Origin of the sequence: Aliiroseovarius marinus, assembly GCF_004360145.1 — a bacterium.
Taxonomy (GTDB): Bacteria; Pseudomonadota; Alphaproteobacteria; order Rhodobacterales; family Rhodobacteraceae; genus Aliiroseovarius; species Aliiroseovarius marinus.
Genome location: NZ_SAIT01000011.1, coordinates 53,903 through 67,739 on the forward strand (window position 1 = coordinate 53,903; position 13,837 = coordinate 67,739).

At 61.3% G+C, this 13,837-nt stretch carries 13 protein-coding genes; 5 read left to right on the forward strand and 8 right to left on the reverse strand.

What is annotated here, in order from left to right; genetic code table 11:
- Positions 1 to 32 precede the first annotated feature (32 nt).
- Together rsmD and EOL43_RS12270 are read right to left on the reverse strand one after the other, a co-directional pair.
- Complete coding sequence (gene rsmD, locus EOL43_RS12265) at positions 33 to 593, reverse strand: 16S rRNA (guanine(966)-N(2))-methyltransferase RsmD (protein WP_133489006.1); 561 nt, start codon at positions 591 to 593, stop codon at positions 33 to 35.
- Positions 590 to 1,798 (reverse strand): NAD(P)/FAD-dependent oxidoreductase, encoded by a 1,209-nt coding sequence (locus tag EOL43_RS12270; RefSeq protein WP_133489008.1) that lies wholly within the window; start codon positions 1,796 to 1,798, stop codon positions 590 to 592. The genes rsmD and EOL43_RS12270 overlap by 4 nt, the downstream gene beginning before the upstream one ends.
- A 152-nt stretch (positions 1,799 to 1,950) precedes the next feature.
- Here EOL43_RS12270 and EOL43_RS12275 point away from each other — a divergent pair, with 152 nt between their 5' ends.
- Positions 1,951 to 2,445 (forward strand): peroxiredoxin, encoded by a 495-nt coding sequence (locus tag EOL43_RS12275; RefSeq protein WP_133489010.1) that lies wholly within the window; start codon positions 1,951 to 1,953, stop codon positions 2,443 to 2,445.
- Positions 2,446 to 2,450: 5 nt separating this feature from the next.
- Here the strand turns inward: EOL43_RS12275 and EOL43_RS12280 are convergent, their stop codons facing one another.
- From EOL43_RS12280 to EOL43_RS12300, 5 genes are all read right to left on the reverse strand, one after another.
- The gene (locus tag EOL43_RS12280) at positions 2,451 to 3,638 is read right to left on the reverse strand and encodes a GNAT family N-acetyltransferase (protein ID WP_133489012.1); all 1,188 of its coding nucleotides are present in this window, start codon (positions 3,636 to 3,638) and stop codon (positions 2,451 to 2,453) included.
- A gap of 31 nt (positions 3,639 to 3,669) precedes the next feature.
- Positions 3,670 to 4,437, reverse strand: a complete 768-nt coding sequence (locus tag EOL43_RS12285; protein WP_133489014.1) for a glycerophosphodiester phosphodiesterase family protein — start codon at positions 4,435 to 4,437, stop codon at positions 3,670 to 3,672.
- Positions 4,434 to 4,895, reverse strand: a complete 462-nt coding sequence (locus EOL43_RS12290) for a RidA family protein (RefSeq protein WP_133489016.1) — start codon at positions 4,893 to 4,895, stop codon at positions 4,434 to 4,436. The genes EOL43_RS12285 and EOL43_RS12290 overlap by 4 nt, the downstream gene beginning before the upstream one ends.
- A 117-nt stretch (positions 4,896 to 5,012) precedes the next feature.
- Positions 5,013 to 6,326 (reverse strand): HlyD family type I secretion periplasmic adaptor subunit, encoded by a 1,314-nt coding sequence (locus EOL43_RS12295; RefSeq protein WP_133489018.1) that lies wholly within the window; start codon positions 6,324 to 6,326, stop codon positions 5,013 to 5,015.
- On the reverse strand, positions 6,323 to 8,050 hold the full coding sequence (locus EOL43_RS12300) for a type I secretion system permease/ATPase (protein ID WP_133489020.1): 1,728 nt from the start codon (positions 8,048 to 8,050) through the stop codon (positions 6,323 to 6,325). Before EOL43_RS12300 ends, EOL43_RS12295 begins: the two co-directional genes overlap by 4 nt.
- 192 nt (positions 8,051 to 8,242) lie before the next feature.
- Between EOL43_RS12300 and EOL43_RS12305 the strand changes: the two genes are divergently transcribed.
- Together EOL43_RS12305 and EOL43_RS12310 are read left to right on the forward strand one after the other, a co-directional pair.
- On the forward strand, positions 8,243 to 8,986 hold the full coding sequence (locus EOL43_RS12305; RefSeq protein WP_133489022.1) for an MlaA family lipoprotein: 744 nt from the start codon (positions 8,243 to 8,245) through the stop codon (positions 8,984 to 8,986).
- The gene (locus tag EOL43_RS12310) at positions 8,970 to 9,584 is read left to right on the forward strand and encodes an MlaC/ttg2D family ABC transporter substrate-binding protein (protein WP_240686550.1); all 615 of its coding nucleotides are present in this window, start codon (positions 8,970 to 8,972) and stop codon (positions 9,582 to 9,584) included. Before EOL43_RS12305 ends, EOL43_RS12310 begins: the two co-directional genes overlap by 17 nt.
- A gap of 68 nt (positions 9,585 to 9,652) precedes the next feature.
- On the opposite strand, the gene EOL43_RS12315 is transcribed toward EOL43_RS12310, so the two are convergent.
- The gene (locus EOL43_RS12315) at positions 9,653 to 11,875 is read right to left on the reverse strand and encodes a transglycosylase domain-containing protein (RefSeq protein ID WP_133489024.1); all 2,223 of its coding nucleotides are present in this window, start codon (positions 11,873 to 11,875) and stop codon (positions 9,653 to 9,655) included.
- A 287-nt stretch (positions 11,876 to 12,162) separates the two neighbouring features.
- On the opposite strand from EOL43_RS12315, the gene EOL43_RS12320 reads away from it, so the two are divergent.
- A complete protein-coding gene (locus EOL43_RS12320; RefSeq protein ID WP_133489026.1) occupies positions 12,163 to 12,501 on the forward strand; it encodes a P-II family nitrogen regulator in 339 nt (112 codons plus the stop codon).
- Between the two features lie 17 nt (positions 12,502 to 12,518).
- Complete coding sequence (locus EOL43_RS12325; protein ID WP_133489028.1) at positions 12,519 to 13,826, forward strand: ammonium transporter; 1,308 nt, start codon at positions 12,519 to 12,521, stop codon at positions 13,824 to 13,826.
- The last annotated feature ends 11 nt before the right edge of the window (positions 13,827 to 13,837 follow it).

Consider the following 13,837-nt stretch of genomic DNA (forward strand, 5'->3'; position numbering starts at 1 on the left):
TCACAGAATCTTCTTTGAAATCGTGGTGCCTGCTACGTTTCCGCGTACTCGCAGATCGTGATCACCGTGTCGCCATAGCGGCGGCTGTCCAGCTGGGTAACGCCTGCGGGCGGGATAACCGGCATGTTGTCCTCCCACACGATCAGTGCGCCGTCGGCAACCCAACCGGATTTGATTGCCGCCGCCAGCGCCTTTTCCCCCAGCCCTTTGCCGTAGGGCGGGTCCAGAAAGATCAGGTCATGGGGTGTGCCTTCGGGCAGGCGGGTAGCGTCGCGTTTCAGGATCGTTACCTCGTCCGCGCAGCGGCATTTCTGGATGTTCTCGCGGATCAGCGACAGCGCTTTGCGTCCGTCATCCACCAAGGTGACATGGGTCGCCCCGCGCGACAGCGCCTCAAGCCCCAGCGCGCCGGTGCCCGCAAACAGGTCCAGCACGCGGGCGTCCTCGATCGGGTCGCCAAAGCGTCCGCCGGTCAGCATGGAAAACAGGCTTTCGCGGACGCGGTCGGTGGTGGGGCGCAAATGTGCGCCCGCGTCCCCCTTGCCGACACTCGCCAGCGCAAGCCCGCGAAAACGGCCTGCGATGATCCTCATGCCAGAAGGGCTTTCAACTCGGTCCCCGGATCGGCCACGGCGACTTTGTCGGGCGATTTGCCGCCTTCGACCAGCCGTTTGCCGACCATATAGGCGCGCGGGTCGTTCATTGCGTCCACGGCCAGAAGCGTGTCGCCCTGATAGTACCAGAAGCTGACGCTGCCATCCTTGTCGCCGGGGCGGGTGACGATGTTGTCATAGCCCGTATTCAGCCCCGCGATTTGCAGCTTCACGTCATACTGATCCGACCAGAACCACGGCTTGGCGACATAGTCGACGCCTTCGCCCAGCATGTTGCGGGCGACGATCTCGGCCTGATCAATGGCGTTGGGGACGCTTTCCAGACGGATCCGCTCGCCGCGATAGGGGAAGGACGCGCAATCGCCCGCCGCCCAGATCGACGCATCTGAAGTGCGGCCCTGCGCATCGGTCTTGATGCCGTTGTCCAGATCAAGCCCCGCGCTTTCGGCCAGCGCGCTATCGGGGGCGATACCCACACCGACGATGGCGAAATCAATGTCCAGTTTGGTGCCGTCCGACAGGGTGGCGCCCGTTACGCGGTCCTCGCCGGTCAGACGGTCCAGTCCTACGCCCTCGCGAATGTCGACGCCGTGCCCGCCGTGCAGCGCGCGGAAATAGTCCGAGGTCTCGGGCGCGGCGACACGTTGCAGAATGCGGTCGGCCATTTCGACAAGCGTGACCTTCAAGCCCTTCTTGGCGGCCACGGCTGCAGCCTCCAACCCAATATAGCCGCCGCCGATGATCAAGACGCTGCGGCCTTCGGTGAACTCGGGCGCCATGCCGTCCACATCGGCCAAGGTGCGCACTACATGCACACCGTCCAAATCGCCGCCAATCGCTGCAGGTAGATAGCGCGGGGTCGATCCGGTGGTGATGGCCAGTTGGTCATAGGAGATACGTTCATCCCCGATCACAACCTCTTTCGCCGCCGCATCAATTGCGTCCACGCGGGTGTCCAGCCGCAGGGTGATGTTCTGGTCTGCATAGAAATTTTCGGGGCGCAAATAGAGCCGCTCCAACTCCATCTCGCCCAGCAGATAGGCCTTGGACAGGGGCGGACGTTGATAGGGCGGCGCGCTTTCCGCGCCGATCAAAGTGACCTCTCCGTCGAAGCCCGCGTTGCGCAGTTTGGCGACCAGTGATGCTCCGGCCTGCCCGGCTCCGATCACGACGATATGGCTCATGGTTTTCTCCGCGTTTCTGTCAGGGGACGATAGGCCGAAAATAGTTGCTTTGGCAACGATTGGCATTCGTGCTCTACACAAGATTGTTGGATGACATGGCGCCGAAAGATGTCAAAAGTCAATTTGCTGAATCATAAGTAAGGAATGCGCGAATGACCCTGAGTGTTGGTGACACGTTACCTGATGTAAATTTGCTGCGGATGGGCGCGGAAGGTCCCGAATCTGTCAGCCTGTCGTCCCTGCTGGCAGGGCGCAACGTGGTGATCTTTGCGGTGCCCAGTGCGTTTTCCGGCACCTGCTCGACCGCCCATGTGCCCAGCTATATCCGTACCAAGCCCGCGTTGGATGAGGCTGGGGTGGACGATGTGATCTGTATCGCCGCCAACGATCCGTTCGTCATGAGCGCGTGGGCAGACGCAACTGGCGCCGCCGAGGCCGGGCTGGTGTTCCTGTCGGATGCCTTGTCCGAGTACACCAAGGCGGTCGGCATGGATTTCACCGCGCCGCATGTGGGTCTGGTCAACCGCTCGAAACGCTATGGCGCCTATGTGGTGGATGGCGAGGTGAAGATCCTGCATATCGAGGATAACCCCGGCATGTGCGGTATCTCGGCGGGCGAGGCGATGCTCGAGGCCATTCAGGGCTAAGCCCTTTAGTCGTGTTCCGACACGTCCACGGATTTGAACGGGCCGTAGGAGGTCAGGATGTCGATGTCCTGCGCCACGGCCCGTCGCTCTGACTGAAGAAACTGGTCGACGGCCTCGCGAAAACCCGGGTCGTTGATCCAGTGCAGCGAATGGGTGGTGACGGGCAGATAGCCGCGCGCCAGTTTGTGCTCGCCCTGCGCGCCGGCCTCGACCCGGTCCAACCCGTGCTGAATGGCATAGTCGATGGCCTGATAATAGCACAGCTCGAAATGCAGGAACGGATGGTCCTCGACACAGCCCCAATAGCGGCCGAACAGCGTGTCGCGGCCGATTATGTTCAGCGCACCGGCGACCGGGCGACCCTCGCGTTCGGCCAGCACCAGCAGCACATCGTCTGCCATCGTGTCATGGAGCTGATCAAAGAAGGCGCGGGTCAGGTAGGGGCGGCCCCATTTGCGGGCGCCAGTGTCCTGATAGAAATGCCAGAAGGCATCCCAGTGTTGTGGTTGGATCTGGTCGCCGGTGAGCGACAGGATCTGTCCGCCAAAGCTTTGCGCAATGCGGCGTTCCTTGCGGATCTGCTTGCGCTTGCGCGAACTCAGCGCGCTCAAAAACGCATCGAAATCGGCGTAGCCGTCATTCTGCCAATGGTACTGCAACCCTTCGCGCGCCAGCAGTCCCATCGCCTTACCCGCCGCAGCCTCGTCCCCCGTGCAGAAGGTCACATGGGCCGAGCTGATCTGGTTGTCCGCGGCGATCTGCACCATGCCCTGTACAAGGGCCGCTTGCCCGATCTGTGTGTGTCCGGGACGGGTCAGGAACCGGCGGCCCGTGACGGGCGAGAACGGGACGGCGGATTGCAGTTTTGGGTAATAGCTTCCCCCGGCACGCTCGTACGCATCCGCCCAGCCGTGATCGAACACGTACTCGCCCTGGCTGTGAGTCTTCACATACAGCGGCATCACCGCGATGACCTGATCGCCCGCGTGGACCGTCAGGTGCTGCGGATGCCAACCCGTGCCTTCCCCGACAGATCCCGAATGCTCCAGCGCTGACAGAAAGGCGTGGGTGGTGAATGGGTCCAATGCCCGCCCGCCCGCGGCCCGTTCGGGGCTGGCGCAGGCATCCCAATCCTCGGCGCGGATGGCGTCGAGGGATTGGTGGGTGCGGATGTCGACTTGGGTTTCGCTCACGGTCCTATTGAGGGGCAGAGGGCAGGACGGGTCAAGCCAGATAGCCTTCGAACGTCACGTTGTCTGCGATCTTGCGGGCCTTGGCTTCGACCTCTTGTGATCGCACGGTCCAACACAATACCGGCACACCGCGATCCTTCAGGCGTGTGACCGCAGGATTGTCCAGATCGCGCACGTCGTGGCTGATGAAACTTGCGCCGACCCGGTCAAAATCGGGGATGTCGCGCAGGTGCGCGCGCGTGGCGGCGGGCAAAAGCGAGGTATCTTCGTCTGTGTAAGCCTCGGTCGTCAGGCCAAGGGGCAGAGTGGCGTTGTGCTTGCCAAATTCGGCAACCGAATGGGGGTTGAAGGACATGACGGCGACGTCGCCGGTGTAGCCTTCCAGCGCCTCGGCCGTGGCTTTCTCCATCACGCCCTCATGCGGTCCCATCGCGCCGTGCTGGTCTTTCAGTTCGACCAACAGGGGCACGCGGCCGGCGACGATTTCCAAAACCTCGGCGAAGCTTGGAATGCCCTCGTCCCCGCCGGTCAGCGCAATGCCGCCCAGCTCGACCGCGCTGCGCTGGCGCACCGGGCCGGTGTCGCCGGTCAGGCGGGACAGGTCATAGTCGTGAAAGACCATGGCCTGCCCGTCTTTCGACATTTGCAGATCAATCTCGATCCCATAGCCCGCGTCCACAGCGGCCCGAATGGCCGCGCGCGAGTTCTCGGGCCGGCCTGCCGACAGGTCGTGCAAGGCGCGGTGGGCAATCGGCCGGTCAAAGAAGCTTTGTGGCAGCGGGACGGGTTTGCGCGTCATTTGATCTGGAAGATGCCTTCGATTTCGACGGCCACGCCAAAGGGCAGGCTGGCGGCAGAGACGGCGGAACGGGCGTGACGACCTGCATCGCCCAGTGCTTCGACCATAAAGTCCGAGGCGCCGTTGATCACTTTCGGCTGGTCGCCGAAATCAGCAGTCGAGTTCACGAAGCCCACCAATTTCACGACACGTTGCAGGCGGTCCAGATCGCCACCACAGGCGGCTTTCACTTGGGCCAGCAGGGCGATGGCGCAGCTGCGCGCGGCCTCGGCGCCGTCTTCGGCGGTCATGTCGTCACCCAGCTTTCCAGTCAGGAACGCGCCGTCCTTCATCGAGATCTGGCCCGAGACATGCACGAGGTCTCCGACCTGAACGTAGGGCACATAGTTGGCGGCAGGGGCAGGGGCGTCGGGCAGGGTGACGCCCAGTTCTGCAAGGCGGGTTTCAAAAGCGCTCATCGGGCGATCCTTTCGTTTGACGTGCCTGACGGGCAGGCGTTGTTCGGACGCTAGCCCGCGTCCGGGATCAGGGGAAGGGGGAAACCGACGCCTGCGTGCTTTTCCCCGTCGCGGGGATCAGGACTCGCGGAAGGCTTTCTTGAAATAGTCCCACAGCGGCTCGACCAGATACAGGATTGGGCTGCGATCCGTGGTGCGGATGAAGGCCGAGACCGGCATGCCGGGGATCAGCACCGCGCCTTGGGGCAGGCGGTCGATTTCGCCGTCATTCATCTGGATTTCGGTCAGATAAAAGGCCTGCCCGGTCACGTCATCCACGAAGGAATCCGCCGAAATGCGCGTGACATGGCCCAAAAGGTCCGGGGTTTCGCGGCTGTTGAAGGCTGGGAACTGCAGGTACACGGTCTGGCCGACATAGATCTGGTCGACATGCAGCGGTTCCACCCGCGCATTGATCACCAGATTGCGGTCTTGCGGAACGACATACAGCAACGGCTGTGCCGGTTGGATCACCGCGCGTTCCGCAAAGACCTGCAACCCGTGGATTACGCCGGTGACGGGTGCGCGGATTTCCAAACGGTCCAGTTGCTCCAGCAGGTTACGGCGCTGTTCGGCCAAATCGCGGGTGTTGGCGCGGGAATCGCGTAGTTCCGAGATCGCCTGCTCGCGCAAGTCGGTTTGCAGTCCAATGCTTTGCAGCTCGGTCTCGGTGATACGCAGCTCGGCCTCGGCGCGCGCGGCCGAAAGTTCGCCCAGCCGCCCGGATATGCCCGCTTCCTCGCGCTTCAGCCCTAACACGCGCGAGGCTTGCGACAGGCCCTTGTCCAGCAGGGCTTGCTGACTGGTCAGTTCCTCTTGGATCAGGGCCAATTGCTCACGCAGCGCAGTGGTTTGCGCGTCCAGCCCGTCCAGTTGGCGCGAGATCTGAGTCTTGCGTTTGTCGAGCTGTTCAAGCTGCGTCGACAGCCCGTCCATACGCGAGGAAAACAGACGGATTTGCCCCTGCATGAGGCTGTCGATTTCCGGATTTTTCGCGGCGACGTCGATCAGTTCGGGGTCAAATGCCAATATGTCCGTGCCGTCCCGCTCGGCCTCGAACCGGGCTTGGCGGGCCAGAAGCTCGAAGTACTGACCTTCGATGATGGTCAACTGCGAAGCTAGTTGCGCTGCGTCCAGACGCACCAGCACATCGCCCGCCTGCACCGCGTCACCTTCCTTGATCAGGATCTGGGTGACGACGCCCCCGTCCGGGTGCTGAACGACCTTGCGGTTCTGTTCGATCTGCACCTGCCCCTCGGCAATCACGGCGCCGGACAGTTTGCTGGCAACAGACCACGTGCCGAAGCCGCCGATCAGGACCAGCAAGGCGATAAAGCCAAGGATCAACGGGCGGCGGGCCGAGAAGTTTGGGGTGTCGGGTGCTTGTGTCATTGCGTGCCCCCGTTCGTCTGCGCTGTCTGGATTTGCTGCGCATTCTGAACATGCTTGTTCAGCACCTCGTCGCGCGGGCCAAAGCTGCGGGCGACGCCGTCGTCGATGATCAGCAGCAGCTCGCATTCCCGTATGGCGGCGGGACGGTGGGCCATGATCATCACGGCACCGCCTCGGTCCTTCACCGCACGGATCGCGTTGTTCAACGCTTGCGTCCCTTCGTTGTCGAGGTTCGAGTTCGGTTCGTCCAGCACCAGAATGACCGGTTCGCCATAGATCGCGCGGGCCAGCCCGACGCGCTGCATCTGCCCGCCAGATAGGGGCGCGCCACCCGGTGCGAGGCGCGTGTCATAGCCATCGGGCAGCGACAGGATCAGCTCGTGTGCGCCAGCCATCTGGGCCGCGGCCACGACGGCGGTGGCGTCTGGTTGCAGCTCAAGCCCAGCGATATTTTCGGCGATCGTGCCTTCGAACATCTGCACGCGCTGCGGCAGATAGCCGATATACTGGCCCAAAGCCTCGGGCGCGTAATTGTCCAGCGACGCACCGCCCAAGCGCACCGTGCCGGCATCCGGCGCAATGACGCCCGTCAGTACGCGCGCGAGGGTTGATTTGCCCGATCCGGAGGGGCCGATCACGCCCAAAGCCTCGCCGGGGTTTAGGTCGAATGTGACCTGCCGCAGAACCGCGCGGCTGGCCCCCTGTGGAATGACGGTCAGCTTGTCCACTTGCAGTTTTGCGTTCGGGCGCGGCAGCCGAGTGCGTTCCTGTTCAGTGGGCGTTTCGGCCAAAAGCTCGGCCAGCGCTTGCCAGCCCGCGCGTGCGCGTTGCACCAGTTGCCACTGGTTCACCGCCATATCGACAGGCGCCAGAGCGCGACCCAACAGGATCGACCCCGCGATCATCGCGCCCGGCGATATCTCGCCCTGCAACGCCAGATAGGCCCCAAGGCCCAGCATTGCCGATTGCAGGAACTGGCGGAAGGTCTTGGACATGGCCGAGAACTGACCCAGCCGATCCGAGGCGCGCAGGTTTTCATGCAGCGACACCTCGCGCGACCGATGCCAGCGCTTGTAGGCACCGCTGGACATGCCAAGGGCGCGTACCATTTCGGATTCTACCCGCATCTGCTCGGCCATCTGATCCGCGCGGTGTGTCGCGACGGTGGCCTTGGTCAACGGCCCCTTGGTCATGATCTGGTTCAGCACCGTGATGCCGATCAACACAGCCCCGCCCGCAATGGCCAAAATGCCCAGCCACGGGTGAAAGATGCTGATGGCGAGCAGGAAGACCGGGGTCCACGGAATGTCGAATGCCGCAGTGATGACCGGGCTTGAGAGCAGTTTTTGCACCGCCTCCAAGTCCTTCAGGCCCGCCGTGGTGCCGCCATCCTTGCTGGGTTGGCGCAGGACGGCCGAAAATACCCGATGGTCAAGCGAGGCCTGAAATTGCGCCCCGGCACGCGCCAGAATGCGCGCACGGGCATAGTCGAGAATACCCATCATCAAAAACAGGAAGCTCATCAATAGGGTCAGGGCGATCAGTGTCGCCTCCGACCGACTGCCGAGCACGCGGTCGTAAAGCTGCAGCATATAGATTGGCGCCGTCAGCATCAGCAGGTTTACGAAGACCGAGAATAGCGCAACGCTCCACATCAGGCCCCGCAGTTTGCGGCGCTGAGATCGAAGCTCTTCCAGTCCTTGAATCAGTTGGTTCTGTTTCATATTGGCCTGTTTATTCCCAAAATCGCCTGCCTGCAGCCCGGATCACGTGTGGCGTTCGGCGGGAATCTGCTTGCACCTGTCGCCAAATAGTCACATTCAATAGCTGCGGAAGCCTTAACATCTGTGCAATAGATCTGCATCTATTATGTGTTGCCCGGATAAGCAGAAAAACCAAGTTCAGCGATAGTTCACGTGAAGAAAAGAAATTCGAAAATTGTGGTGGCGTTGGCTGGTCTGGCGCTTATGGGGCTAAGTGCTTGTGCAACGGCGCCCGCACCGTCCGGTTATGCTGATCCGCACGAGGATCAGAACCGGTGGACGCACCGTGCTAATATCAAGTTGGATCGCGTGCTGGTGTCGCCGGCCTCCAACACCTACGGCACTGTGTTGCCTCAACCCGTGCGCGATTCGGTTTCGGCGTTTTCAGACAACGCGTCCTTGCCGGGCGTGGTGGCGAACAACCTGTTGCAGGGCCAGATTGAAGATGCGCTCCACAACACCGTTCGCTTCGTGTTCAACTCTACGTTAGGCCTGCTTGGCATCTTCGACGTAGCGACCGATATTGGATTGGAAGAACGTAGCAGTGATTTTGGTGAAACCCTGCACGTTTGGGGTGTGCCGGAAGGGGACTATGTTGTTCTGCCCTTCTTTGGCCCATCGACCGAGCGTGATGGTATCGGGATCTTGGTGGACTTCGTGTTGAACCCGCTCAGCATGGCTTTGCCGACCGATGTAAAACACCTTCCAAAAGCGGCTTGGGTTCTGTCTAAGTTTGGTGATCGCTATCAGTTCAGCGACACCGTGGATGAGTTTTATGAGAGCGAAACCGGCTATGAGCTGATGCAACTCTACTATCTGGACTCGCGCCGTTACGAGCTGGGCGTTGAAGTGGAAGACGATGAGCTTGAGGATATTTATGATGCGTATGATGGGTAACGAGACCTCGATGACACGCCGCGCCTTTGTGGGCGGGCTGGCCGGGTTGAGCGTATTGGCCGCTATGCCGGGCCGCGCACTGGCCGCGATTTCGGCGTCGCAGGCGGAAAGCCTGATTGGCAAAGTCGTGCGTGACATCAACTCGATCATCAACTCGGGTGCGCCCGAGGCGACGATGATCAAACGATTTGAAGATGTGTTCGCAAAATACGCTGACGTGAACTTTATCGCGCTGTCCGCGCTGGGGCCGGATGGTCGGTCGGCAAGTGCGTCGCAGAAAAGCGCATTCGTCAAAGCGTTCCGCGCCTACATTGCCCGCCGCTATGGCAGCCGCTTCCGCGAGTTCGAGGGCGGGCGCATTGATGTCGTCAGCACGACGCAGGTGAAAAGCCGCTATGAGGTTCTGACCAAGACCACGCTGAAAGGACACGCACCGTTTGATGTTGTGTTCATCGTGGCGGCCAAGAATGGCAAGTTCATTGATATGCAGGTCGAAGGCATCTCGATCGTGAAGTCCGAGCGCAAGGAAATCGGCGCGATGCTGGACCGCCGTAAGGGCGATCTGAACCAGCTGATCGCGGATCTTCAGAAGGGCTGACCTTCGCCCCCATAGAATAAAGAAAGCCCCGGCCAATGTGCCGGGGCTTTTTCATTCAAGTCGTTGGATCAGTTTCCTTGGCCGAAGATCGATCGGAGCACCCCGATAAACACATCCTCGACGGCCTCGCCCACGGAGCCGCCGCCCTGACCGTTCTGCGGAATGCCTTGGAAGCCGGGCTCGCCCGAGTTCATAATGCGACCGTCGAACTGCGGCACGAAATCCGGGCGGATCATCGGAAGAGGCGTGGGGACCAGCTGCGACTGGATGTTCACCATCGCCTCGCGCCACATCTCGGCCGGAAGGCCACCACCGGTTACGCCTTTCAGGGGCGTGTTGTCGTCATAGCCCATCCAGATACCCATCACGTAATCCGCGGTGAAGGCGATGAACCACGCATCGCGCGCGGATTGACTGGTGCCGGACTTCCCTGCGATCTCAAGCCCCTCAATGCGCGCACGGGTGCCGGTTCCTTCTTCGACCACGCGGCTCATCATATAGGTCAGCTGCGCGGCGGCCTCGCGCGAGATCACGCGCTCGCCGATCCCGCCTGTCTGGGTCATCAGGGGATCACGGTCACCCACAAGGCTTAGCTCGGTCAGGCCATAGGGCGTCACGGACGAGCCACCGTTCAGGATGCCCGCATAGGCGCCGGTGGTTTCCAGAAGCGTGCTTTCCGAGGCGCCAAGCGCCAGCGCTGGGCCGGCCGCCAAATCGCTTTCGATGCCAAACATTGACGCGACCGAGCGCACAGCCTCGCGCCCGACTTCTTCTGATACCTTTACGGCGGGAATGTTCAGGGACTTGGCCAGCGCCTCGGTGAAGCTGACGGGGCCGTAGAACCGGTTTGTATAGTTTTTAGGGCACCATTCGCCCGACCCTGCAATGTTCAGGCAATAGGGTTCGTCGATGACGAAATCGTTCCACTGGTACCCCATATCCAGCGCAGCGGCGTAGACAAAGGGCTTGAAGGCTGATCCGGTTTGGCGTTTCGCCTGCGTGGCGCGGTTGAACGCCCCTGTGACGCGGGTTTCGCGTCCGCCGACCAGACCGCGCACCGCGCCATCGGCGCTCATCACCACAATCGCGGCTTGCGCTTTCGATCCTTCCGAGACCTTCTCGTCAAAGATCTTGGCCATCGCATCTTCCGCCGCTTTCTGAATGCGCGGATCAAGCGTGGTCTTGATGATGACGTCCTCGGTCGTCTTGCGCGTCAGGAAGGCCGGCAGGTCACCCATGATCCAGTCCGCAAAGTACCCGCCTGCCTGCGCCTTGGCGGCTTTCGACAGGGTGGCGGGGTTCGCTTGATACTGGGCGGTTTCTTTGTCCGACAGATACCCCTGCTCGTTCATCAGGCGCAAAACCGTGGCTGCACGATCCTGCGAACGTTTCAGATCGTTCGTCGGGGCGAAGCGCGAAGGTGCGGTCAGCATGCCCGACAGCATCGCGGCCTGCGCCGGGTTCAGTTCCGACGCGGGGATGGCGAAATACCGTTGCGATGCCGCGTCAAACCCGAACGATCCCGCCCCCAGATAGGCGCGGTTCATATAGATCGTCAGGATCTCGTCCTTGGTGAACTTGGTCTCAAGGGCCATCGCATAGACGGCTTCTTTCATCTTGCGCCACAGCGATCCTTGGCGGCAGTCAGCCTCGTAGGCGGCTTCGTTCTTCCATTGGTCGGGATCATACGGCACGCCCAAGCACAGAAGCTTGGCGACCTGCTGGGTCAGGGTCGAGCCACCGTGACCCGACAAAGGCCCGCGCCCTTCGCGCAGGTTGATCCGCACCGCGCTGGCGATCCCGCGTGGGCTGAGGCCAAAGTGTCCGTAGAACCGTTTGTCCTCGGTCGCGACCACGGCGTTCTTCAGATGTGGGCTGACGGTTTCGGTGGTGATGGTGCGCCCGCGCTGGTCTCCGCGCCAGGCGTAGACCTCGCCATAGCGGTCCAGAATGGTGACAGACCCCTTGGCCCGACCGTCCAGCATCGCGTTCAGCTCGGGCATGGTCGAGGCGAAATAGAATACTGCACCCCCGACGATCAGCGCCGTGACCACCGCGCCCTTCCACATCAGGCGCCAGAACAGCCGGAACACCCATCCGATCAGCACGAAGGGCCACATGAAGATCGAGCGTGGCTTCTTCGGCCCGCCGCCGCCCCCGCCGCGCCGCTTGGGGGCTGCCTTGCGCTTGGTGGTCGTTGTCTTGCGCGCAGGCTTCTTGGGCGCCGCCTTTTTCGCAGGGTAACGCTTGTCTGCCACCAAAGGGGGGCGTTTCTGGCCAGATTGGCTCATGATACTCGTCCGGGTCTGCTCGGTGTGTGCTCTGGGCTTGTCATTTGTGACTTAGCGATTCGTTACGGGCAAGTGTAGCCCGAACCCCATCATCGCGCGACTTTTCGCGCTGCCGCATTTTTCAGCACGGCCCTAGGCAATCGCGTCAATTTCCGGGCGTGACAGGTTTTCAGGTCAGCTTTCCTGCCCAATTTATGCCCGTTCCCGTGCAATTTGCTGCGCTGCGGCGTCTGACTTACCTCAAGCGCATGGTGATCACGCCATGCCGAAAAGGGAAAGGAAAGAACGTGAAACTGATCATTGCAGCGATCAAACCGTTCAAGCTGGAAGACGTACGCGAGGCTCTGACCACAGTGGGCGTCACCGGCATGATGGTTTCAGAAATCAAGGGCTTTGGGGCCCAGTCGGGTCACACCGAAATCTATCGCGGCGCGGAATACGCCGTGAACTTCTTGCCGAAAATCAAGCTTGAGATCGTCGTGAATGACGATCTGGCTGCCGAGGTCGTCGAGACCATCTCGAAAGCCGCGCATACCGGCAAGATCGGTGACGGCAAGATCTTCACCCTCGACGTGTCGGACGCCATGCGCGTGCGCACCGGCGAAACCGGCGCAGACGCCGTATAAGCGTGAAAGGACAGACGATGACACGCAAACTTCTGATTTCGACGGCCCTGTTGGCCGCACTGCCCGGGCTGGCCTTCGCGGAAGGCGAAGCGGCTGCACATACCGGCTTTATCCTGACTTCGGTCCTGTTTCTGGTCGGTGGCTTCTTGGTGTTCTGGATGGCCGCAGGCTTTGCCATGCTGGAAGCTGGCCTTGTGCGCTCCAAGAACGTGACTATGCAGCTGACCAAGAACATCGCGCTCTTCTCGATCGCGGCGATCATGTACTGGCTGGCCGGTTACGGCATCATGTATCCCGGTGACTGGCTGATCGAAGGCTGGCTGGGCCCGTTCTTCGCCGTGACCTCGCTTGATCCGGTTGGCGTTGCTGCTGATGCCGTAGACGTAGGTTATGCCTCGGGCGCATCGGACTTCTTCTTCCAGCTGATGTTCTGTGCCACCACGGCCTCGATCGTATCGGGTACGCTGGCTGAACGTATCAAACTGTGGCCCTTCCTGGCCTTCGTTGTTGTCCTGACCGGCTTCATCTATCCGATCGAAGCAAGCTGGCAGTGGGGCGGCGGCTGGTTGTCGGAAGCTGGCTTCTCGGACTTCGCGGGTTCGACACTGGTGCACGCTGCGGGTGGCTTCGCTGCACTGGCTGGTGTCCTGATCCTGGGACCGCGTATCGGCAAGTATAAAGACGGCCGCACCGTTCCCATGCCGGGTTCGAACCTGCCGCTGGCAACTCTGGGTACGTTCATCCTGTGGCTGGGTTGGTTCGGCTTCAACGGCGGCTCGCAGCTGGCCATGGGCACCATCTCGGACGTCTCGGACGTGGCCCGTATCTTCGCCAACACCAACATGGCTGCTGCTGCAGGTGCTGTTGTCGCGATGATCATGACCCAAGTGATGTTCAAGAAGGTCGACCTGACGATGACCCTGAACGGCGCACTGGCTGGTCTGGTCTCGATCACCGCCGAACCGCTGGCCCCCTCGCTGTTCCAAGCGCTGATCATCGGCGGCATCGGTGGCGCAATCGTAGTCTTCGTGGTCCCGCTGCTGGACAAGCTGAAGATCGACGACGTGGTTGGTGCCATCCCGGTACACCTGGTTGCAGGTTTCTGGGGTACGTTCATCGTAGCTTGGACCAACACCGACGCCAGCTTTGGCACCCAGATCATGGGCTTCCTGGCAATCGGCATCTTCGTCTTCGTCGTAAGCTACATCTTCTTTGCGATCATCAAGGCCACCATGGGTCTGCGTGTCAGCGAAGAAGAGGAAGTCAACGGGCTGGACATGGCCGAGCTGGGCATGGAAGCCTACCCGGAATTCACCAACGGGTAATAAGAAACAAC